Genomic DNA, 22,521 nt, shown 5'->3' on the forward strand with positions numbered 1-22,521 from the left:
AGGGTGGATGCGGTAAAGGTCGCCCTAAGAAGCAGAAAGCAAGCGAAATCCGTGAGGAAGTCGCCTAAGAGCTTTGCTTTTAGAATCCCCCACTTGAGTGAAAACGAAAGTGGTGGGAGTATGTCAATGTTCAGCATTAATCGTATAAACGATAGATGCCCGCAAAGCGTTCACAACCTTTTTGTTTGGTTTGAATTTTTAAGATTGCTTTAGAATAATTAAACTCATAACTGCAATCGTGCTCATTGTCGATGATTTTGTTTTTTTGATCAGGTGTTGTATAAGCTAAAAAGGCAATACTTTGGCTTTCAAGGCGGTTATTTGGATTGCGATAAGCAATACCTTCAATTTTAATGCTGTTTTTATTGAGTTGATGAATTTGTAAATGTACGGGTTGTGCAGCAAATTGACCATTTTCATATTTTAAATAATGTTGAGTCATGCTTTGATTCATTGAAGTGAAAAAATTCAGTTGATCAATTCTAAAATCAAATTGCTGAGTATAACAATTTAAGCTTTTGCATTGCTGTAAGCGTTGGATCCACAATTGCTGAGTATCTTCTAACAAGCGAATAGGCGCATCACTCATCAAATAAGCTGTTAAATGTTGATCACTTAATTTTTCACGCAATTCTGAGAAATTTTCTGTGCACACCTGCGCCAACTTTTTATTGGGTGTAGATCTACAATCAATCCCTTGTGCATAAGAGAAAGATGAATATAAACAGCCAAATAACAGCAGTGTACTTAAGTTTTTGATAAGATGAATCTCAGATTTCAACAGCATGATCGCTTATACTTTCACTATGTTGCGCTAGGTCTAATATAGCGAAATCGAAAGTATGAATACAAGATTTCAATGATTTATTTCTACAGGAGTTGAACATGGTTGCACAGATTCGTATTGGACAAGGATTAGATGTTCATGCCTTTGAAGCGGGAGATTTTGTGACGCTTGCAGGTGTTCAAATTCCTCATACACAAGGTTTAAAAGCACACTCAGATGGTGATGTAGTGCTGCATGCACTATGCGATGCATTATTAGGTGCTTTGGCGCTGGGGGATATTGGGCAGCATTTTCCAGATACCGATCCAAATTATAAAGGTGCAGATAGTCGGGTATTGCTTAAACAGGTTTATCAACTCATTTTAGACCGTGGCTATAAACTGAATAACGCCGATATTACTGTGGCGTGCGAACGTCCTAAACTTGCACCGCATACGCTAGAAATGCGCCAAAGTGTCGCTGATGTATTGGATGTAGAGGTCACACAAATCAGTATCAAAGCGACAACCACTGAAAAATTAGGTTTTACTGGGCGTCAGGAAGGTATTTTAGCAACAGCGATTGTATTGATTTCTCATACAAAATAATCGCGTTAGAATTTTATCTATACAATCTGCTGAATTAAGAAAGTTCAGCAGATTCTAAAGCTTGTTGTAAATCTTGCGTGGCTTTACGACCTTGTAATTGCAAAGAAACGGCGTGAATTAAGCCTGTCCAAGTTTCATTGGGTTTCCAGATATCATGTAAAAAGTCTTGAGCCGTTGCAATATCCACATCCATAAAATATTGACGATACAAATACATTAAACTACTGACGTGGTTGTTATTGCTGCAATGTACCCACACCATTTGGCTTTCTAATAAATGATTGACCAAATCGAGCAATAATAAACATTGATCAGAGGATGGTGTTTCCCATGAAATTGGCAGTTGAATATAGTTTAGTCCAACATCCAGACAAATTTTGTCTTCATGGGGAAGGGCGTGTTCCGCATCACTTTCAGCCAAATTAATGACAGTGCCAATACCATATTCTTTAATTTGTTTTAATTCGTCTGCGGTAGGTTGACCTGAAGTAAACAGGCGTTCATGAACAAACTGGAATTTTTTAATTTGGCTAAGTTGAGTTTCAAGTTCATTCATGGCAGGTCATTTCCTATGCAACAAATAGAAACGCCATCATGAAGATGGCGTTTTTAAATCTTAACGATTTGCTAAAACGTCTTTTAATGCTTCATGCATTTCAAGTAATGCTTTTTCTGTGGTTTCCCAGTCGATACAACCATCAGTCACAGATTTACCATACTCTAAATCGCATAAGTTTGCAGGAATATCTTGACGACCACCTTTAAGGTGACTTTCGACCATAATGCCTACAATAGACTTGTTACCATCAACAATTTGCTCGGTAATGTTTTTTAATACCAGCGGTTGTAAGAATGGGTCTTTGTTGGAGTTGGCATGACTGGTGTCAATCATGATTTTGGTGCTAACTTTGGCTTTAGTTAAAGCATTTTCAGCTTCTGCAACAGAGCCAGCATCGTAGTTAGGTTTGCCATTACCACCACGTAAAACCACGTGTGCATATGGGTTACCGCTGGTGCGAATTACAGAAACTTGACCTTGATCATTCAGACCTAAGAAGCTGTGACCATGTTTTACCGATTGCATAGCGTTAGTTGCAACTGTTAAACCGCCATCTGTACCATTTTTAAAACCAACTGGCGATGAAAGACCTGAAGACATTTCACGGTGTGTTTGGCTTTCTGTAGTACGTGCACCAATTGCAGACCAAGAAATTAAATCTTGATAATACTGTGGCGAGTTTGGATCTAGTGCTTCAGTCGCACACGGTAAGCCTTTTTCATTTAGCTCAAGTAAAAGTTTACGGCCAAGGCGTAAGCCTTTTTCAATATTGAACGAGTCATTCATGTCTGGATCGTTAATTAAGCCTTTCCAGCCCACAGTAGTACGTGGTTTTTCAAAATAAACACGCATGACAATGTAAAGAGAGTCTTTTACTTTTTCGCTTAAAACTTTCAAACGATCTGCATATTCGTGTGCAGCAACAGGATCGTGAATAGAACATGGGCCAATGACCACAAATAGACGCTTGTCTTTACCATCTAAAATATTGCGGATAGTTTCACGACCATGAAGAACGGTTTGATAAGCAGTTTCAGTCAAAGGTAACTCAGTTTTTAATTCTGCAGGAGTCACGAGTGGCTGAATACTTTTAATATTCACGTCATCGATGTCTGATTGTGTAAGAGGATTAGACTGTAAAGTATTCATTGCCGTCACTGGTTTGATCATACAAAAGATTGTTTAATAGTCTGAATATAACATGAATTTCACTGTATTTTGTTATAAAAAGATGAATACTTCTTTAAAAAATAAGTGGTGAATCGGGCAGATAAATTAAACTGCCCATTTCTATAAATTATATTCAAACTTAGTTTGTTAATTATTGCTTGGATTGTGCTTCAGAAATCACAGCCGCTGTTTCAGGTGTACTTACAGGCTTAGATTTGACAGGATTCACCATAAAGTTAATACCAATCACAAATAGGGTAATCCCTAAAACTTTACGAATCACTTTTTCAGGTAAACGTGAACTGACTAAAGTTCCCACCACAATTGCAGGAATCGAGCCAACCAACAACCAAACCAATAGGTGAAAGTCGACATTGCCTGAACTCATGTGACCTAAGCCTGCAACTAGGGTAAGCAAGACGGCATGCACGACATCTGAACCGATAATACGAATCATCGGTAGATTCGGGAACATCAGCACCAATGCCATGATGCCAAAAGCACCTGCACCCACTGAAGAAAGTGTGACAAATACACCCAGTACAACTCCCATAATTACAATGAGGGCACGCTTATCTGCAGCCTGTAGTTTGACCTTTTCAAGGTCTTGGGTCATATCGGGCAATTCTTGTTTATGGTATTTATTAAAAAACGTTTCAATTTGACTGCGAAACACAATTGAGATGCCAGTTAAGGTCAACATAAAGCCCAGTACCACGGTCAGTACCATTTTGTAATGGGTAGATTGGCTTAAATAATTCTCTAAAACCCAGTGGGTCGCAAATGAAGCAGGGATACTGCCCACCGCAAGCCAAATGACAATGGGCCATACAATATTCATTTTTTTGGCATGAACCAATGAGCCGCAGAATTTTGAAATGGCGGCATAAAGTAGGTCTGTTCCAATTGCGATATGCGGTTCAATTTTAAACAAGCTGATCAGAATGGGAGTCATCAGTGAACCGCCACCTACGCCAGTCACACCCACGCAGAAGCCGACCAATACACCTGCCAAAATAAACTCTAAAGGACCAACCATGAAGATATGCCGAAGTCAAAAATCGTGAATATATTATGACTTTTGGCAATAAGCTGTTGTCTTGATTAATGATTTACTTATTCTTAAAACAGATATAGTCAATGTGGAAAATCAGTGCAAAAGATCGCAGATTCAAGCCACGGCTTACTTTCTGTTTCTTACAAAATACAGTGGCTATGCTAAAATATGAAAAATTCATATCAATTAAAATTTAGAGGATAAAACGCTTGCAAAATCGGAAACTTAAAATAGGTATCGTTGTGGGAGAAGTATCGGGTGATACTTTAGGGGCACAACTCATGCGACGTTTTCGTGAGCAAGGCATTGATGCAGAGTTTGAAGGCATTGGTGGCCCACAAATGATTGCGGAAGGTTTTAAAAGTTATTATCCGATGGATATTTTATCGGTAATGGGCATTGTTGAAGTGCTGAAAGATTTGAAAAAACTCTTTGCAGTACGGGATGGTTTGGTCGAAAAGTGGACTCAACATCCCGTCGATGTCTTTGTCGGAGTTGATGCGCCTGATTTTAATTTACGTCTTGCCAAAAGTTTAAAACAGAAAAACTTGCCGATTAAAACCGTGCAATATGTCAGTCCTTCGGTATGGGCATGGCGACAAGGTCGGGTACATGGCATTAAAGCCAGTATAGATTTGGTACTGTGTTTATTTCCGTTTGAAAAAGCCTTTTTTAAAAAATGGGATGTGCCTGCAGCCTTTGTCGGACATCCTTTGGCGAGTCAGTTGCCGTTGGAAAATCCAATTGCTGCAGCAAAACAAGAATTGGGTCTAGACCAACAGCAACAATATATTGCGTTATTACCCGGTAGTCGACGTGGTGAAATTGAGCGTTTAGGGCCGTTAGTTTTAGATGCGGCTTATATTTTGACGCAAAAATATCCGCAGTTTAAGTTTCTAATTCCTGCAATTAATGATGCACGTAAACAACAAATTGAAGCGTTACTGCAGTCTTATCCGAGTGCATTACAAGACAAAGTGCAATTGATAGAAAATCGTGGCACAGAATCCAAAATTGGTCGTCAGGTAATGAATGCGTCCGATATGATTGCACTGGCTTCAGGCACGGCGACGTTAGAAGCGATGCTATTACATCGTCCAATGGTTACGTTTTATAAGCTCAATCGCATTACGTACTGGATTGCGAAACTGTTGGTGAAAATTCCTTATTATTCATTGCCAAATATTATTGCAGGTAAAAAGGTGATTCAGGAGTTAATTCAGGATGATGCAACGCCTGAGCGTTTGGCAGCAGAAATTGAAAAGTTAATTTATATCGAAACTGCACAAATTCAAGTGATGCAACATATCACTATGCATAAGCAATTATTGTCCGATAATAGCGAAGACCCTGCACAAGCAATTTTGGCGATTTTAGATCGTTAAACTGTTCATTTCGTGATTGCATTGTTGTTTTGAAACTGCTGCCGATACTGGCTAGGTGTTAGCTCGAATTGCTTTTTAAAAGTTTGGCTAAAGGCGGTTTCGGAAGAATAACCGACACGATGGGCAATTTGTTGAATCGACAATTGTCCTTGCTGTAAATAATGCGATGCCAAGCGTAGCCGATGTTGTTGTAAGTATGCCAAAGGCGGCTCACCAATTACCTGATTAAACAAATTGGCAAATTTAGAACGTGACATGCAACATTGTTCTGCCAAACTTTCTACCGTCCATGCTTTTTCGGGTTGACCATGAATAGCTGCGAGCGCATTGGAAAGTTCAGGATGTGCCAAAGCGCCGAGCCAGTTATTTGAGTCATCAAGCTGAAAAATATAATCACGCACACATTCAATCAGTAAAATACTGACCAAGTGATCTAATATTTTATCCCGTCCCAGTCGGATTTGATGACTTTCCACCGCTAAAAATTGCAAGCCAATTTGTAACCACTCGGGCGCTGTGCTGCACATGATATGCGGAATATGCAGATATTCGGGTAGGGCACTTAAAAGCGGTTTTGCCATGGTGGTGTCCATGTGGCATTGAATCACCAAAATAAATGCGTCTTCAGCTTGTGTGTGATTTATCGTGCCAAAATTTATTGACTGCTGTGACTGAATTTGAAATAAATCCGAAATATCAAAGTGTTCTGTCCAGTGAGTGTCTGCAGTTGCACTTGCGTAATGACTGCAACCCGATGGAATCAGGACAATATCACCTGCATCAATGTGAAGGTGTGTCTGTGCAGATAAATGGATATGCAGCGAGCCTTGTAGTACTACATAAGCCAGCATTGCCCCTTGGTCACGATATTGAAATGACCAATCTCCTTGAGGATTTAAATAGATATATTCTGATTGGTGCAGATGTATATCATCAAAAATTTTACTTAAAGCATCCATATTTTAAGCATAAATCATTATAAAAAATAAACCTGTGATTTCAGGACAATATAGCGCATTTTTGCGCCAAAGACTTTTGCATAGCTTTTTTGGACGTCTGCAACTGTTCATTCTCGTGTCTTTCCTCAAATATATAGGTAGAACAGCGTAGAAGGAAGAAAATAAGATGAACGCACCACTTCATTTGCTTAAAGAGATGGAACAGGATTTTCCTTATAAAAGCGCGGCTCAACTCGATAAAAAGCGTTATTTATGGTTGATCAGCCCATTTTTACCTGTATTGGGGATGGGGATTTTGGCGGGTTATCAATTCGCTCCGAAGCCTGCGAAAAAAGTTTTTGCTCTAGGTGGCCCTTTATTATTGCATGTGATTATTCCAACAATTGATACTTTAATTGGTCAAGATGCCAATAACCCAAGCAATGAAGATGTGAAACGACTTGAGGAAGATCGGTATTATTCGCGTTTGGTGAAAAGTTTTATTCCTTTGCAATATGCCGCCAATATTTATGCAGCTTATTTGGTTGGACGGCCACAAACCTCGTTAGTCGATAAAATTTTTCTGGGTATTTCCATGGGGATGGTGAATGGTATTGCTGTCAATACTGCGCATGAACTCAGCCATAAATCTTCAAAAATAGATCACTTACTGTCACATTTGGCTTTAGCACCAACAGGATATAACCATTTTCGGGTTGAGCATCCGTATGGGCATCATAAACGTGCTGCGACACCTGAAGACCCTGCATCTTCACGTATGGGAGAAACATTTTATGAGTTTTGGCCCCGCACGGTAAAAGGTTCGTTTAAGTCTGCACTGCAAATTGAAACTCAGCGTTTAAAACGTAAAGGCAAAAGTTTTTGGTCGAAAGACAATGAATTATTACAAGGCTGGGGCATGAGTGCGGCATTTCATGCTGCATTGTTGGCGCGTTTTGGTACTGGGATCATTCCGTATTTGGCGACACAGGCTTTTTATGGCATTAGCCTGTTTGAAATAATTAATTATATAGAACATTATGGCTTGCTTAGACAAAAAGATGCGCATGGCAAATATGAGCGCACTATGCCTGAACACAGCTGGAATAATAACAATATTGTGACCAATTTGTTTTTGTATCAATTACAGCGTCATTCCGATCATCATGCTTATCCAACCCGACCATTTCAGGCTTTGCGACATTTTGATGAAGCGCCTGAATTACCAAGCGGTTATGCCAGCATGTTGCTGCCTGCCATGATTCCACCTTTGTGGTTTAAAATTATGGATAAACGTGTATTTGAACATTATCAAGGCAATTTAAACAAAGCCAATATTCAGCCTAAACGCCGTGCACGAATTTTTAAGAAATTTGGTGTGGTGGATAATTGATTGAATTATTAAGATTATTTTTTAATATTCATTTTGATATTTCTTTTGTATATATCTTTCAAAGGAAAGATTGAGATGTATACCTGATGTCTATTTTCACTCATCTTACTATGAATTGACTTCATCTCATTTTGGCGCATAATAAAGTTATATATTTATATAATATTGAGGTGGGTATGATTCATACAAACTTGAGAAAAGTAGGTGGTTCGGTCATGCTTGCCGTACCGCCTACATTATTAAAAAGTTTAGGTTTAGATGCGGGAAAGGAAGTTTCTCTGAGCATTGTGAATGGTAAGTTAGTGGTCGAACCTAAAGCGAAGCCATCTTATAAATTGGCTGACTTGCTGCAAGAGCATCAAGCTTTAGCATTAGAGCAAGATGCGTGGCATGATGTAAAAGCAGTTGGGCGAGAAGAAATCTAATGAATCAAGGCGATATTTATTTGATTTCATTAGATCCAACACTTGGACATGAACAACAAGGTAAGCGACCTGTATTTGTTATTTCACCTAAGTCATTTAATCTTATTACTAAAATGCCGATTGTTTTGCCTATTACTTCTGGTGGAAACTTTGCACGAAATATGGGTTTCGCTGTAGAGCTTATTGGTGGGAAAACTACAGGTATTGTGCGTTGTGATCAATCTAGAGCTTTAGATTTTGAAGCTAGACACGCGCGGTTTTTAGAATCCTCGCACGCAGATGTTTTGGATGAGGTTTTAGCAAGATATATCGCAATTTTTTCACCTGAAGATTAATTTATATCGAAAAAGACAGAAATTTATAGCAATATTTCTATGAAAATCTGTCTTTTATCTTACTTTACTATATGCCTTAAATCATAAAATCACTTGAGCTCACTCGAACTTTTACCTAATTCACGACGGGCAATAATCAATAGCTGAATCTGTTGCGTACCTTCAAAAATATCTAAAATTTTCGAATCACGTGCCCATTTTTCCAATAACTCATCTTCGTTATAACCCACCGATGCAGCTAACTCGACACACCTGAGCGTGATTTCATTACACACGCGACCAGCTTTGGCTTTGGAAATAGAAGCTTCGCGTGAGTTAGGCTGTTTATTGTCTGCCATCCATGCTGCTTTGAGCATCAATAAACGTGCGGCTTCCCATTCTGCTTCCATCCGATAAGTCTGTGCTGCGATATGTGAACACTGTAAATAGGGCGTGGCATAATTTGCATCTAATTGGTCTTTAAAAATTTCCTTAATCCGCTCTAAAGCGGCTTTGGCACAACCAACGGCCATAGCTGCCACCAAAGGGCGAGTGTTATCAAAGGTTTCCATCACACCTGCAAACCCTTTGGCAACATCAATTTCTGTATTGCCTAAAAGGTTGCTCGCAGGAACACGGCAATTTTCAAATCGAATTGTTGCTGTGTCCGAGGCTTTAATCCCTAATTTATGTTCTGAGCGTTCCACGGTCATGCCAGGTGTGCCCTTAGTCACAACAAAGGATTTGATCGCAGCACGTCCCAGTTTTTTGTCTAAGGTTGCCCACACAACAACGGCATCGGCGCGGTCACCAGAGGTCACAAAAATCTTTTCACCATTTAAAATATATTCATTGTCTACTTTGGTGGCAGTGGTACGAATAGCCGCAGAGTCAGAACCACAGTTGGGTTCGGTAATTGCCATGGCTGCCCAAACACCATTAAAGCGTTGTAATTGTTCTTCATTGGCCACCGCAGCAATCGCAGAATTACCTAAACCTTGGCGTGGCATACTGAGTAATAAACCTGTATCGCCATAACACATTTCGACAATACTCAGTGCGGTAGACATATTTACGCCATTTTTGTTACCTGTAGATGTGTCACCACGTTTGTTGACTGCTGCACCTGCATTCATGCCATCGCCCGCTTGGTTCATACCATCAACTAAGGCGGCAAGCATGTCTAATTCTTTCGGGTAGGCGTGTTCGGCTTTATCATATTTCCTTGAAATGGGACGTAATACATTTAAAGCAACTTCATGTGCCTGATCGACCAACATTTTGAATTTTTTTGGATTTTGTAAATTCATGGATGTATTCCTTATTTTTCTAGCTGGCTATCGTTTATTGATGGTGTGAGATTAAGCATGCAAGCCTGAATGCATAATTGCAGTCGCACGTAAATCACGATACCAACGCTCTACAGGATGTTCTTTGGTAAAGCCATGACCACCTAAAATTTGCACGCCATTGGTGGCAATTTGCATAGATTTTTCTGCACAGAGCAGACGTGCTAAATATGCTTCTCGATGAAAGTTTTTACCCGATTCGGCAAGACTCGCTGCATTCAGCAACAGCATGCGCATGGCTTCAATTTCAATGGCCATATCTGCAATCATAAAAGCCACACTTTGACGATGTGAAATTGGTTCGCCAAATGCAGTGCGCTCATTGGCATAGCGAATACAATAACTTTTCACTGCTTCACAGCAACCAACTGCCATGGCGCACCACATGAGATTGCCTAAATCTAAAAATGCGCTGTAATCGAAATCATCTGTGCCTAAACGCTCCGCAGGGGTTTGATTAAACTTTAAAGTCGCCGTTTCGCAGGCTTTTAAGCCCATTGCAGGCGCTGCTTTAAATTGAATAGAAGCATCACGTTGCACAATGAACACATCGGCTTGACCATTTAGCTCTGCACTAACCAAAAATAAATCTGCTGTTTCGGCCAAAATCACCAGCGTTTTTTCACCTGTAATTAGGTACTGTCCATTTTGCAAAGTCGCTTTGGTTTTTAGCTGATACGGATTAAACGCAGCAGTATTTTCCTGAATCGCAAAAGTGGCTTGAAGTGGCGTTGGATGGTTCGCGTCTGTTTCGGAAAACGCAGATAAATACTGATTTTGAACCTGTTCTGAACCCCAGCGAGTTATGGCATTCATTACGCCAAATGTGGAAAGTAATCCTGCGGTTAAGCCAAAGTCGCCACGTGCCAATTGTTCGGCAATTAAAATATGGCTGACAATATTTTGTTCAGTGGCAACACCGCCTAAAGCTTCGGGCAGAGCATAGGTGTTCAAACCTAAATCTGTGCTGTATTGCCATAATACTTGTGGGAATTTCGCATCATGATCTGCCTGATGTGCCAATGGATAGATCACTTCTGTAGCAAATTGCTGCATGGCATCGACCAGCATTTGCTGTTCTTCACTCAATGACAAATCAAATAAATCTTTGGATTGACGTGTCAGTCGTTGTTGCGGTAATTTTTGTGTGCTTTTAAAATTTTTTTGAGTGGTTTCAAAGGTTTTAAAACCTGCTTTGGCTGAGTGATATAGAGATTGTTCAACCCATTTGCGTAATTTGAATTGATCGAGCAGATCACTCGATGCCATTTTAGTGAGTAGCGCTAAGCCGAATCCTTGGGCTTTGTTTATCATTTGACTCATGATTGTGTTGTCCTACACAGAGAATGCTTGTTTTTTATGCTGACATGCAGACTATAAAAAAACTATGTCATTGCTGACATGCAGAATTGTCAAAGATAAACGGTAAAAATTTTCTTATAACTGGACTAATATGTGGATTTTTATAGATTATTAATTTTATAGAAATCTACGCTTTTAAAATAAATTGACCTAAATGACAATTGCATCGAGTGGGCAACAATCATTTAGGTCTATATAACAGCTTTGATCAAAGAAATAAAAGTTGGGACTTAAATAAACTTTTGAATCATTTTGCGGACATTGGTTTTCGCATCAATCACGGTCATAAAGGTGTAGGCACCAATAAATTTACGGCTAATAAACATAAATTCTTTAGGCGGCACACTAAAGTAACGCGAAGCCATCGATTTAGATGCTTGTTGCATGACACGGCTATGCAGCTGACTTTTTTTCCAGTCATAGCGCGATTGTTCATCTATCACGCCTGCAGGTAAATCGCGGTTATTGTCTAAGTGACTAAAGGCTTCGGTTGCCAATAGAAACACTTTTGCCATGTCAGGTTTAATGCTTTCAGGGATGCTGTCAAAAAACTCATAACCCGTCATGGCATTCACCATCATTTGTGGGTCGTGGTAATAACCCGCCTTGATCAAATTACGAGCCACAGTCAGCAAGTGTTGATCAAATTGACGAATAGCACCAAAGTCGAGCAGTACAATTTTATCGTGAATATCTTCACCATTACCTAAGCGAACTAAGTAGTTGCCAAAGTTCGGGTCAGTCTGCATTTCGCCCCATTCAAATACTTCACGCACAGCAATTTCTAAAGAGGCTTCGCCTAATTGGTTACGGCGTTCTTGAGGTAATGAGAGCATGACAGGGCTGTTAATCGGTACGCCACGTTCAAAGGTCATACACAGCACTTGGTCGCTACAGTATTCATCCACAATTTGCGGCACAATGTAGCGCGGATCATCTTTTAAACGGGCAGCAAAACGACGTGTCGTTTCCGCTTCAATTTGATAGTTGACTTCACGATGCATCATTTCACGCACTTCATCAAACCACTGATCAAATTCACGGGTTTGCGGCACCATGCGTGTCAATTTGAGCATATTTCTAAATAGGCTCATGTCTGAGTCAATCGCATCTGCTACGCCTGGATATTGGATTTTTAATACCAACTCCAAACCATCCGACTTGCGGGTCGCGCGGTGAACTTGAGCCAAAGAGGCTGTACCTAATGGCTCATGATCAATGGTGAGATCATCAAGTTTGGCACCTAACTGTGCCTGTAATTGCTGTTTAATTGCAGGCCATGCCAATGCGACAGTCTGGTTATTCAGCGTGTTGAGTGCTTGCGTAATTTCTTCAGGTAAAAAATGTTCGCCGTACAGCGCCATCATTTGCCCAATCTTCACGATAGAGCCTTTGAGTTTGCCAATTTCAGCCACCAAGTAATCGGCTTGTTCTTTCATGGCTTTTTTTCGTTTACGTTCTTTTTCTTCTTCGCTTGAAAACATAGAGGTGGCATTCGAGGCTGCCCATCGTGTTCCTGCAAGTAAAGATGCCTTTGCGATGGATAAGCGTCGATCCATAGAGGAAGTCTTGAGTTGTTTAAGCTTATCGTTCTGATCTGACATTAAAATCAATCCTTAAATCAGCAATACGCAGGAAAATTAGATTGTAACGGATATTAGCGCGTCTTAACGTATTAAAAAAGTTCAACTTGCTGAACGACGAGTTTCCTCGTGAAAAAAGTATGAAAAACGGCTTAAAAGTACTTTTACATCCGATATTGCACTTTGGTTTCGGCTTTTTTCATCAATTGCGCTTTGTTGTCTTGGATAAATTTGAGAATCATCAATTTTACAGAATCGTGTAAAAAACCATGCGCATATCCCTTAACAATAATCACGCTGGGCAAACTAAAAAATAGATATTTGGCATCATCTAATGACGAATTTTCAAAAATGCCGTTTTCAATCAAAATTTGCTGAAAAAATTGTTTTTCAATCAAGACTGCTTCGGAGTGGTTGTCGTTCCAATAGCTTTGGCGCATGGCCATCAAATTATTGTGTTTGTAGCTCATAAGGCTGAAAGTTTCATCTATAAAATGAGTAATTCAATTATTGGGATATTGTCACATTTTTCAATGATTGTTGTGCATTTATCATAGACTGAATCATAAAAAGCAGGGGATTGACTATATGCTTTTTAACCTGAATCTTGTAGCATCAATGCAGCAATTTGGGTTTTGTAAAATTATAAAATATTGAAAATTTACCGCGCTTTAAAAACAGACTGCGCTCAGGGGAAAATATGAAAGTTTGGATATTTACACTATTGGGGATGCTGACTTTGGGTACAGCTCAAGTTTGGGCGAATGGCGTTTCACAAGGCTATACGCAATGTATGAACAATAGTTATGGCAAAATTTCCCAATCGCAAAAATGTATTAAAACTGAGCAAAAAGCACAAACCAAACGACTCAAAAAACACTATAAAGCCTATGTAAAACGCAGCGCAGGCAATGCCAGTAATATTCAACAACAGCATCAACTTTGGGAAAACCGTGTAAAACAACGCTGTTATTTATCGACTCAAAGGGATTTTGCCGCATTACAACGTGCACAATGTGTTTTGCTGCAAACAGCAGAGCGCGCTGATTATTATCAAGGTCAGTTTGTGGGAATCAAATAAGTAAAACCATAGCAAATAAATTACTTGGAAACTGCTTAAACATTATAAAACCGAGCAAAACAAGGTATCATAAGGCGTTTTAAAATTTGACCTTGGAGCGCCTTAAGTGGATCGACCGACAATTAGCCCTGAACATTTGCAGGAAGCTGCTGAAAACCTATCAACCATTCGTGATTTTATTCGCTTTGGGGTTACAGCACTACGTCAATACGATGCACATTTAGGTCAAGGTACAGAAGATTATTTTGCAGAAAGTTCTGCATTGGTGTTACAAACTTTGTCTTTAGACTGGAATGCAGACGCTGAAATTTTAGATGCAAAATTATTGCCGAGCGAAGCAGCTGAATTTTTAAGCTTGCTCGAACGTCGTATCAATGAAAAAGTACCAACTTCTTACTTATTAAACTTGGCGTATTTCTTCGGAAAACCATTTTATGTCGATGAGCGTGTTCTAATTCCACGTTCACCTATTGCCGAGCTAATTGAAAATCGTTTTGCGCCATATTGCCTAGATGAAGAAGGTCAAATGCGCGAAGCAGATAACAATTTACCAGCCAATGCTGCGCCTAAAACCCCACAACGTATTTTGGATATGTGCACGGGTTCAGGTTGTATTGCGATTGCTTTGGCTTATGCTTTTCCAGATGCTGAAGTCGATGCAACTGACATTTCAAAAGATGCTTTGGAAGTCGCACAAATTAACTGTGAACATCACAACAAACAATACCAAGTGGCGTTGCTTGAGTCTGATTTATTCGCCAAAATCCCAGCCGAAAATCAGTATGATTTAATCGTATCTAACCCGCCGTATGTTGATGCGGAAGATATGGCAGATTTACCTGAAGAATTCCATCATGAGCCAGAATTGGCATTGGCAGCAGGGCAAGACGGCTTAGATTTAGTCCGTAAAATGTTGGCGCAGGCGGCAGATTACTTAACTGAAGATGGTCTGATTGTGATTGAAGTAGGTAATTCTGAATGGGCGATGAAACAGAATTTCAACACGGTTGATTTGCACTGGTTAAAATTCCAAAAAGGTGGTTCAGGTATTTTTGCATTGACTGCAGCACAATGCCGTCAATATCGCGATTTATTTATTCAATCTGTTCAAGCATAAGGAGTCGTTGGACGTGGCAGGTAATAGTATAGGGCAACTTTTCCGTGTAACGACTTGTGGTGAATCTCATGGCGTAGGTCTGATGGCGATTGTCGATGGCGTGCCACCGGGGATTGAACTGTCTGCAGAAGATTTACAAAAAGATTTGGATCGCCGTAAACCGGGTACGTCTAAGTTTGCGACACAGCGTAAAGAACCCGATGAAGTTGAAATTATTTCAGGTGTTTTTGAAGGTAAAACCACTGGAACTTCAATTGGTTTACTGATTCGTAATACTGACCAAAAATCGAAAGACTACGGTAATATTGCACAGACTTTCCGCCCTGGGCATGCAGATTATACCTATACGCAAAAGTATGGTTTCCGCGATTATCGTGGTGGTGGACGTTCAAGCGCACGTGAAACAGCAATGCGCGTTGCAGCAGGTGCAATTGCAAAAAAATACCTGTTCGAAAAATTTGGAATTGTGATTCGTGGTCACGTCACTCAAATTGGTACAGAAAAAGCTGAAAAGCTAGATTGGAACGAAGTACCAAACAATCCATTTTTCTGTGGCGATGCCGATGCTGTACCACGTTTTGAAGCTTTGGTAACGTCTTTGCGTGAACAGGGTACAAGCTGTGGTGCAAAACTGGAAATTGTGGCTGAAAAAGTTCCTGTGGGTTGGGGGGAACCTGTTTTTGATCGTTTAGATGCCGATATTGCCCATGCCATGATGTCTATCAATGCTGTGAAAGGCGTTGAAATTGGAGATGGTTTTGCAGTGGCAGCGCAGTTTGGGCATGAAACCCGTGACGAACTGACCACTGACGGCTTTTTGGCGAACCATGCAGGCGGTATTTTAGGCGGTATTTCTAGTGGTCAAGATATTCGTGTTGCGATTGCTTTAAAACCAACAGCCAGTATTACTACACCTGGTAAAACCATTAATTTAAACCGTGAAGATACAGACGTACTGACCAAAGGACGCCATGATCCTTGCGTAGGTGTGCGTGCAACGCCAATTGCAGAAGCTATGCTTGCGATTGTATTGATGGATCATTTCATGCGTCATCGTGCGCAGAATGCCGATGTGGTTGCACCGTTTGCACCCATTGAGCCGAAATAACAATATGCTTTAAGCAAGGTGCATAATCATTGCCAAGTGCGAAAATATGTTGTGAAAAAAGCCAAACCGTAGTGTTTGGCTTTTTTCTGCCTGAGTTTTGAGCTTAGTTCTTCTTTTAGATTGTAAGTTTCAAAATTTTATACGCTGTTTTATATGGTGAAGATGCAGAGGAATGATCTGCGGCTCCTAAATATTAAGCCAATAAAAAAGAGCGCATATTGCGCTCTTTTCAAGGAATTTATTTACACCTCATTAAAGAAACCAAGTGTAATAACCCCAAATCATCAATGGCCAAGCCACAAATGGGCTAAATAACCATTTCCAAAACCAAAAGCGTGGAATAAAACCAACACCGTGTACAAAGCCACCTGAAATACCAATCATAATAAACATCATGGCACGGTGGCTATATTCACCGTTGGCATCCAGCATTGCTGCTGGATGAAGAAGCAGTACAGCTGCGAGTGGGAATGCCAATAAACATGAAATAACCATCGCAATCTTGTTCGGTTTTTGAACTGTTGTTTCAGCGTTCACTGCAGTGTCTGTCATCTAATTATTCCTCGTCAAGGTCTTGATGAGATTCAATATACAGGGCACTCAAGACACCTGCAAAGCATGCCATCAGAATACCGAGAATCCATGCAAAGTACCACATAATTTATTCTCCTTAGACACAGCCTTAGTAAAGGCTGTGTGAATTCTCTTTAATGTGCTTGTTGGTGATAACGCCCCACATTTTGTAGTAACACCAAGTGGTGTATAGCAAAATAATTGGTACGAAGATACATGCTGCAACAGTCATTACAGTTAATGTGTTTTTACTTGATACCGCATCCCACATGGTCAAGCTTGCAACTGGGTTGAGGCTTGATGGCATTAAGAATGGGAACAATGCAAAACCTGCAGTTAAAATCGCACCGATCACCGCTAAAGATGAACCTGTGAAACTTAAACCAGCTTTGTTTTTACCTGCTGCAAGAATAATCAAAATACCACCCAAGATGCCCATAATTGGTGCAATCATGGTAATAGGGTACGCTGAGTAGTTGTTCATCCAACCTGGGTTTGCATTAGTTAAAACTTCTTTAGCCAATGGGTTTGCTACGCCGTTCGTGTCGTATGGAGTGACTAGGGTATAACCTTCGATACCACCGAAGTATAGCCATGCGCCTGCACCCAAGAAACACACAAGGAACACAATGCCCATGATTTGCGTTGCTTTTGCAGAGCGTGCACGTAAGTCACCATCGGTACGCAGCATTAACCATGCACCACCATGCGCGCAAAGCATAGACAAGCTGACTAAACCACACACTAAAGCGAATGGGTTTAATAATGCAAAGAAGCTGCCTGTATATGTTGAACGTACAGTTTCGTCTAGGGTAAATGGTACGCCAAGGAACATATTACCAAACGCAACACCGAACACTAATGCAGGAACTGCACCACCTACAGCCAAACCCCAGTCCCAAGATGTACGCCATTTGGTGTTTTCAAGTTTTGAGCGGTAGTCAAAACCAACTGGGCGCAGGAATAGGGCAAACAGAACTAAGAGTAGTGCCCAATACATGCCTGAGAATGCTGTTGCATATACCATTGGCCAAGCAGCAAATAACGCGCCACCCGCTGTAATGAACCAAACCTGGTTACCATCCCAGTGCGGTGCAATCGTGTTGATTGCAGCACGGCGTTCTTCGTCATTTTTACCTACAAATGGCATGATCGCCATTGAGCCCATGTCGAAGCCATCGGTGAGGGCAAAGCCAATGAGTAATACACCCACTAACACCCACCAAATGATTTTGAGTAATTCATATTCGATCATGCTTAAGCCTCCTCATTGGCTTTTTTCGCAGCTTCAATTTTCTCGAAGTGGTATTTACCAGTATGAAGCGAGCTTGGGCCTAGACGTGAGAATTTGATCATCAAGTACATTTCAATAATCAGCAAAACGGTATAGAACGCTGCCAATGCAATGATTGAGCCCCATACGTCGCCAGTGCTGAGTGAAGATGCAGACAAGTGTGTTGGAAGTACTTCACCAATTGTCCATGGTTGACGACCAACTTCTGCTACATACCAACCTGTTTGCGCTGCAATCCAAGGTAATGGTAATGAGAATAACGCAAATTTTAATAACCAAGGTTTGCTTTCTGCGTTGCGTTTAGCCACTGCAAAAGTTGCAAGTGCGAATAACAACAGCATTAAGAAACCAGAAGCTACCATGGCACGGAATGCCCAGAACAAACTTGGTACGTGTGGAATAGTATCCGCAGCAGCCATTTTAATTTGTTCGTCAGTCGCATCTACTACGTTTGGCGTGTATTTTTTCAACAATAAACCATAACCCAAATCGGTTTGAGTTTGCTCAAATGCAGCTTTAAGTTCAGGAGATTGGTCGCCCGCACGTAATTGCTCAAGTTGTTGATAAGCAACCATACCGTTACGAATACGAACTTCGTGGTTTGCGATCAGGTCTTTAATACCAGTCACTTCTTCGGTGATAGAACGCGTTGCAATAATCCCCATGACATAAGGAATTTTAACTGCGTAATCTGTCGTTTGCGTTTCTTCGTTTGGAATACCAAATAAAGTGAACGCTGCAGGAGCAGGGTGAGTATCCCATTCTGCTTCAATTGCTGCGAGTTTGGTTTTTTGAACATCACCTAATTCATAACCTGATTCATCACCAAGTAGAATTACAGATAAAGTAGAAGCTAAACCGAAAATTGCTGCAATAGCGAATGAACGACGCGCAAATGGCAAGTCTTGCTTTTTCAATAAGTAATAACTTGAAATCGCTAAAACGAAAATAGCACCCGTTACATAACCTGCAGAAACAGTGTGTACGAATTTAACTTGCGCAACAGGGTTAAAAATTAACGCCCCGAAGTCAACCAATTCCATACGCATGGTTTCGTAGTTAAAGGTAGAACCCACTGGGTTCTGCATCCAGCCGTTGGCAACTAAAATCCAGAGAGCGGACATATTAGAACCAAGCGCAACCAGCCACGTTACACATAAGTGCTGCACTTTGGAGAGGCGATCCCATCCAAAGAAGAATAAACCAATGAAGGTCGATTCTAAGAAGAAGGCCATTAAACCTTCAATTGCGAGTGGTGCACCAAAGATATCACCCACGTAGTGTGAGTAATACGCCCAGTTTGTACCAAACTGGAACTCCATGGTTAAACCAGTGGTTACCCCTAAGGCAAAGTTAATACCGAAGAGTTTTCCCCAGAATTTGGTCATGTCTTTATAAATTTCTTTACCAGAAATCACATACGTGGTTTCCATAATGGCAAGAATAAAAGCCAGACCTAAAGTCAGTGGAACAAAAATAAAGTGATACATCGCGGTCATTGCGAATTGGAACCGCGAGAGATCGACCACGCTTTCAGAAATCATCAACGTGTCTCCTTGATTGAGGAAGGACTGCCAGCAATACGCTCAGCAACTTGTGAATCAAAATTTTGAGGAATAGTTGGGGCATCAAACCAAATATTTTTGATGACCATTAACAGCACGACCTTAATTATTAAAATGATCGTGAGTTCACGAACTACTTTTCTATTTAAATCTTTAGGAACTAAGCTCACTTTTATAAGCCTATTTTTTAAACTGTGTTTTATATTATTAAACAAAAACATACAAAAAAAAATAGCTGGCACAGTTAAAATGCAAATATATTGTTAACTTATTATAAATCAATAGTTTGTTTTTAGGTGTTGCAGAGAATAAATGGGAGAAATTAGTATTTTTTAAACTTGACAGGAACACTTGTAATTAATAATTCCAAATCTGACTAAAATACTTATATTTTAAAAAAGCAAATCTGACTAAATTGCTATGAATAAAAATCAATCTAAAAACCACAATAAATTAGAGATATTATCAGCTAATAATTATTCTCATTCATTTGTTAAAGTTTAATGACGATTCCGCACATTTTTTTTATTTCCCTACAATGTAGTGGTACTTTGTCTTTGGCTTAGTCTAACGTAAATAGCATTTTTTCATAATAAGTTTGTTTAAATATTGTTCAGATCACATGAAATGTATCGTTTATAAACAAACAGATTGTGTTGAGTTTGAGTGAAAAATTTTAACTTTCTTAGGTCAGCAAGATTGGTTTTAAATCTTAAAAAATGACTTATTGATTGCTAAACAAGTTATTTGATGCTGAAATTTTTTTAGCTAGATAGTGTGATCTTTTTTTGCGCACAATAATAATTTGAGCTTGAAATTCAAGTTCACCAAATTCAGGTTCAACCTGCACATAATGCAGTTGTCCAAACTCATCACGCACACGTGCTTGTGCAGAAAAACCAGGACGGGCATTGCCACTGGAAATTGTGGCTAAGCGTCCGAGTAAATCGACTTGGCGTATGCTATATTTGGGCTTAATCACTTGGTCTAGACAGTGAATCATAAAGACTGTAAAAAAGATGGCAATAATAAACGCTGGAATTATAATGTAATAAGCGGGAACGAAATGTTGTTGTTGTGAGTAAATTAAAAACTGTAAAAAATATCCTGCAACACTGAAATTCATCAGTAAAAAAATAAAAATCAGTACCTTAGAAAATTTAACATCTAAAAGTGGTGATTCTGTAATCCGTTGTGAAAATGCACGCTTGAGCAACTGACTTGGGCGAAAATTAAAGTAATAACCAATCGTTTCGACAGTGCTGAGTAGCAATAAAACAACTAGGCTGAGATGAAAGGGCATTAAGTTCAAATCAGATAAAAACTCATGCATGCGCTAAACTCACGTGTTGAAATATTTATAGGTGATGTTATTAGATGCAGATCATTGATCTAACTCTGCTTAGAGAGCATAGATAAATGATCTGGTTTTGTATAGAGCTAAGATTTGGAACTTTTCGCTTCTTTCTGAAAGTTGCAAAAAAGTTAGTCGTTGATCAAGTAAATCCCACCATCTGAATGAACGCTGATCTCAACTTTCTCAAGTGATTGACCTAAACATGGGCCAGAAATACATTCACCTGTTTCAACTAAAAATAAAGCACCATGCGTTGAGCATTCGATATATTCTTGGTCACGGTCTAAGAACTGGTTTTCTAAAAATTCTAATTCCACTTGTAGGTGTGGGCAGACGTTTTGGTAAGCGTAATACATGCCATCACGTTGGGTGATAAAAATTGTGTCACCATTTTGCGTTTCGTAGGCACGTGCTTCACGCTCAGGAATGTCTTCCATCATACAAATTTTATTCATTATGCAGATTCCTTTTGAATGCTATGCAAAAGTTTAGCGTAATCTTCTACCGCAAGACGAGGGCCGAATTGAGAAACCACTTCACTTGAAATCAGAATGGCAAGTTGAGCTGCAGTTTGGAAACCTAAGCCTGCATTGAGTGCATACAGGAATGAACCTGCAAAGGCATCACCCGCACCGTTGGCATCAACAGCAGTGACTTGACGACCTGGTACAGAAAAAGCGTTGTTGCCATCATAAATTAGGGCACCTTGTGCGCTCAATGTAATGACAATGTATTTGCTTTTTTGTTTTAGTTGTTCTAATGCCGCTTCAGCCGTTTCCGTTCCTGTGTACATCATGGCTTCTTGCTGGTTACAGAAGATCAAATCCACACCATCATCTAGTAACTCATCCAAACCTTCACGCGCATATTGCACCATGGCAGGATCAGATAAAGTCAGTGCAATTTTAACCTGATTGGCTTTGGCAATTTCACGCGCTTGTTTTACCGCAGCACGTGCAGTATCACTAGTAGATAAATAACCTTCGATATAAAGCCATTTTGCTGTTTTAAGTGGCTCAAAATCAATTTGTGTAGCAGAAAGTTCTGCGGTAATGCCCAAGTAAGTGTGCATGGTACGTTCAGAGTCATCACTCACAAGTACCATACAAGTCCCTGTAACGCCTTCACTGACCGATTTGGTTGTGGTGTGAATACCTGCTTCATTTAAGCCTTTGAGGTAAATATCACCCAATTCATCGTTACCAACACGGCAGGCATAGAAGGCTTGACCACCTAAAGCACTAAATGCAACGGTGGTATTTGCGGCAGAACCACCCGAAGCTTGGCCTTTATGTCTTTGTGTTTTAATTAAGTTGTTGTATAAATTTGCTTGTGTTTCACCATCGGTTAATTGCATAGTACCTTTTTGCAAGCTATGTTGAATGAGAAAGTCATCCGAGACTTGAAATTCTTGGTCAATTAATGCATTACCAATTGCAAAAAGGTCAACAGTTGCCATGTCTTTAAATCACAGTCAAAATTAAAAACGCTAAGTTTACACCAATGCTCAGGATTGC

Annotated in this window: 25 protein-coding genes; 8 read left to right on the forward strand and 17 right to left on the reverse strand. The window is 40.0% G+C overall.

Translation table 11 applies throughout. The features are described from left to right. Positions 1-136: 136 nt before the first annotated feature. Entirely contained in the window at positions 137-787 is a 651-nt protein-coding gene (locus tag FTU98_RS09260; protein ID WP_004973366.1) for a hypothetical protein, read from the reverse strand. Between the two features lie 98 nt (positions 788-885). On the opposite strand from FTU98_RS09260, the gene ispF reads away from it, so the two are divergent. Continuing rightward, positions 886-1,374, forward strand: a complete 489-nt coding sequence (ispF, locus tag FTU98_RS09265) for a 2-C-methyl-D-erythritol 2,4-cyclodiphosphate synthase (RefSeq protein WP_004973369.1) — start codon at positions 886-888, stop codon at positions 1,372-1,374. Between the two features lie 34 nt (positions 1,375-1,408). Here ispF and FTU98_RS09270 read toward each other — a convergent pair whose 3' ends face one another. The 3 genes from FTU98_RS09270 to FTU98_RS09280 form a co-directional block, all read right to left on the reverse strand. After that, positions 1,409-1,930, reverse strand: coding sequence for a protein tyrosine phosphatase family protein (locus FTU98_RS09270; RefSeq protein ID WP_180051309.1), 522 nt, complete (start codon positions 1,928-1,930; stop codon positions 1,409-1,411). A 60-nt stretch (positions 1,931-1,990) separates the two neighbouring features. Then, positions 1,991-3,082: a 3-deoxy-7-phosphoheptulonate synthase gene (locus tag FTU98_RS09275; protein WP_180051312.1), complete on the reverse strand. Its 1,092-nt coding sequence runs from the start codon at positions 3,080-3,082 to the stop codon at positions 1,991-1,993. Between the two features lie 172 nt (positions 3,083-3,254). Beyond that, entirely contained in the window at positions 3,255-4,142 is an 888-nt protein-coding gene (locus FTU98_RS09280) for a sulfite exporter TauE/SafE family protein (protein ID WP_180038101.1), read from the reverse strand. Between the two features lie 227 nt (positions 4,143-4,369). Here FTU98_RS09280 and lpxB point away from each other — a divergent pair, with 227 nt between their 5' ends. Further along, positions 4,370-5,545 (forward strand): lipid-A-disaccharide synthase, encoded by a 1,176-nt coding sequence (lpxB, locus tag FTU98_RS09285; protein WP_180038100.1) that lies wholly within the window; start codon positions 4,370-4,372, stop codon positions 5,543-5,545. 5 nt (positions 5,546-5,550) lie between these two features. Here the strand turns inward: lpxB and FTU98_RS09290 are convergent, their stop codons facing one another. Then, entirely contained in the window at positions 5,551-6,504 is a 954-nt protein-coding gene (locus tag FTU98_RS09290; protein ID WP_178867416.1) for an AraC family transcriptional regulator, read from the reverse strand. 166 nt (positions 6,505-6,670) lie between these two features. Here FTU98_RS09290 and FTU98_RS09295 point away from each other — a divergent pair, with 166 nt between their 5' ends. The 3 genes from FTU98_RS09295 (at position 6,671) to FTU98_RS09305 (ending at position 8,636) form a co-directional block, all read left to right on the forward strand. Then, on the forward strand, positions 6,671-7,876 hold the full coding sequence (locus tag FTU98_RS09295; RefSeq protein WP_180051316.1) for an alkane 1-monooxygenase: 1,206 nt from the start codon (positions 6,671-6,673) through the stop codon (positions 7,874-7,876). Positions 7,877-8,052: 176 nt separating this feature from the next. Next, positions 8,053-8,301 carry an AbrB/MazE/SpoVT family DNA-binding domain-containing protein gene (locus FTU98_RS09300; RefSeq protein ID WP_004973383.1) on the forward strand — a complete coding sequence of 83 codons (249 nt, stop codon included), beginning with the start codon at positions 8,053-8,055 and terminating at the stop codon, positions 8,299-8,301. Beyond that, entirely contained in the window at positions 8,301-8,636 is a 336-nt protein-coding gene (locus FTU98_RS09305) for a type II toxin-antitoxin system PemK/MazF family toxin (protein WP_096900853.1), read from the forward strand. Before FTU98_RS09300 ends, FTU98_RS09305 begins: the two co-directional genes overlap by 1 nt. An 89-nt stretch (positions 8,637-8,725) precedes the next feature. Here FTU98_RS09305 and FTU98_RS09310 read toward each other — a convergent pair whose 3' ends face one another. From FTU98_RS09310 to FTU98_RS09325, 4 genes are all read right to left on the reverse strand, one after another. Beyond that, positions 8,726-9,925 (reverse strand): acyl-CoA dehydrogenase family protein, encoded by a 1,200-nt coding sequence (locus FTU98_RS09310; protein WP_180005666.1) that lies wholly within the window; start codon positions 9,923-9,925, stop codon positions 8,726-8,728. A gap of 51 nt (positions 9,926-9,976) precedes the next feature. Then, a complete protein-coding gene (locus tag FTU98_RS09315) occupies positions 9,977-11,287 on the reverse strand; it encodes an acyl-CoA dehydrogenase family protein (protein WP_004973388.1) in 1,311 nt (436 codons plus the stop codon). A 269-nt stretch (positions 11,288-11,556) separates the two neighbouring features. Continuing rightward, positions 11,557-12,930 (reverse strand): AarF/ABC1/UbiB kinase family protein, encoded by a 1,374-nt coding sequence (locus FTU98_RS09320; RefSeq protein ID WP_180051319.1) that lies wholly within the window; start codon positions 12,928-12,930, stop codon positions 11,557-11,559. Between the two features lie 143 nt (positions 12,931-13,073). After that, on the reverse strand, positions 13,074-13,379 hold the full coding sequence (locus tag FTU98_RS09325) for a hypothetical protein (RefSeq protein WP_154320717.1): 306 nt from the start codon (positions 13,377-13,379) through the stop codon (positions 13,074-13,076). A 230-nt stretch (positions 13,380-13,609) separates the two neighbouring features. Here FTU98_RS09325 and FTU98_RS09330 point away from each other — a divergent pair, with 230 nt between their 5' ends. The 3 genes from FTU98_RS09330 to aroC all read left to right on the forward strand — a co-directional run bounded on the left by FTU98_RS09330 (position 13,610) and on the right by aroC (position 16,215). After that, on the forward strand, positions 13,610-13,990 hold the full coding sequence (locus FTU98_RS09330) for a hypothetical protein (RefSeq protein ID WP_180051322.1): 381 nt from the start codon (positions 13,610-13,612) through the stop codon (positions 13,988-13,990). A gap of 106 nt (positions 13,991-14,096) precedes the next feature. Further along, positions 14,097-15,107 (forward strand): 50S ribosomal protein L3 N(5)-glutamine methyltransferase, encoded by a 1,011-nt coding sequence (gene prmB / locus FTU98_RS09335; RefSeq protein ID WP_004973398.1) that lies wholly within the window; start codon positions 14,097-14,099, stop codon positions 15,105-15,107. Positions 15,108-15,120: 13 nt separating this feature from the next. Beyond that, a complete protein-coding gene (gene aroC, locus FTU98_RS09340; protein ID WP_004973401.1) occupies positions 15,121-16,215 on the forward strand; it encodes a chorismate synthase in 1,095 nt (364 codons plus the stop codon). Between the two features lie 252 nt (positions 16,216-16,467). On the opposite strand, the gene FTU98_RS09345 is transcribed toward aroC, so the two are convergent. The 8 genes from FTU98_RS09345 to FTU98_RS09380 form a co-directional block, all read right to left on the reverse strand. Next, positions 16,468-16,767, reverse strand: coding sequence for a cyd operon YbgE family protein (locus tag FTU98_RS09345; RefSeq protein WP_004973403.1), 300 nt, complete (start codon positions 16,765-16,767; stop codon positions 16,468-16,470). Positions 16,768-16,771: 4 nt separating this feature from the next. Further along, a complete protein-coding gene (gene cydX / locus FTU98_RS09350; protein WP_004860610.1) occupies positions 16,772-16,873 on the reverse strand; it encodes a cytochrome bd-I oxidase subunit CydX in 102 nt (33 codons plus the stop codon). 24 nt (positions 16,874-16,897) lie between these two features. Then, complete coding sequence (gene cydB, locus FTU98_RS09355) at positions 16,898-18,043, reverse strand: cytochrome d ubiquinol oxidase subunit II (protein WP_004973405.1); 1,146 nt, start codon at positions 18,041-18,043, stop codon at positions 16,898-16,900. A gap of 2 nt (positions 18,044-18,045) precedes the next feature. After that, positions 18,046-19,626, reverse strand: a complete 1,581-nt coding sequence (locus tag FTU98_RS09360; protein WP_096900849.1) for a cytochrome ubiquinol oxidase subunit I — start codon at positions 19,624-19,626, stop codon at positions 18,046-18,048. Continuing rightward, entirely contained in the window at positions 19,626-19,817 is a 192-nt protein-coding gene (gene cydP, locus FTU98_RS09365; RefSeq protein WP_070155611.1) for a cytochrome oxidase putative small subunit CydP, read from the reverse strand. Before cydP ends, FTU98_RS09360 begins: the two co-directional genes overlap by 1 nt. Before the next feature lie 554 nt (positions 19,818-20,371). Then, positions 20,372-20,980 carry an OB-fold-containig protein gene (locus FTU98_RS09370; RefSeq protein WP_167846036.1) on the reverse strand — a complete coding sequence of 203 codons (609 nt, stop codon included), beginning with the start codon at positions 20,978-20,980 and terminating at the stop codon, positions 20,372-20,374. Positions 20,981-21,132: 152 nt separating this feature from the next. Next, entirely contained in the window at positions 21,133-21,444 is a 312-nt protein-coding gene (locus FTU98_RS09375) for a Rieske 2Fe-2S domain-containing protein (protein ID WP_180005707.1), read from the reverse strand. A 14-nt stretch (positions 21,445-21,458) separates the two neighbouring features. Further along, positions 21,459-22,463 (reverse strand): adenosine kinase, encoded by a 1,005-nt coding sequence (locus FTU98_RS09380; protein WP_004973415.1) that lies wholly within the window; start codon positions 22,461-22,463, stop codon positions 21,459-21,461. Positions 22,464-22,521 lie beyond the last annotated feature (58 nt).

Source organism: Acinetobacter sp. YH12211 (genome assembly GCF_013418015.1).
Lineage (GTDB): Bacteria > Pseudomonadota > Gammaproteobacteria > Pseudomonadales > Moraxellaceae > Acinetobacter > Acinetobacter towneri.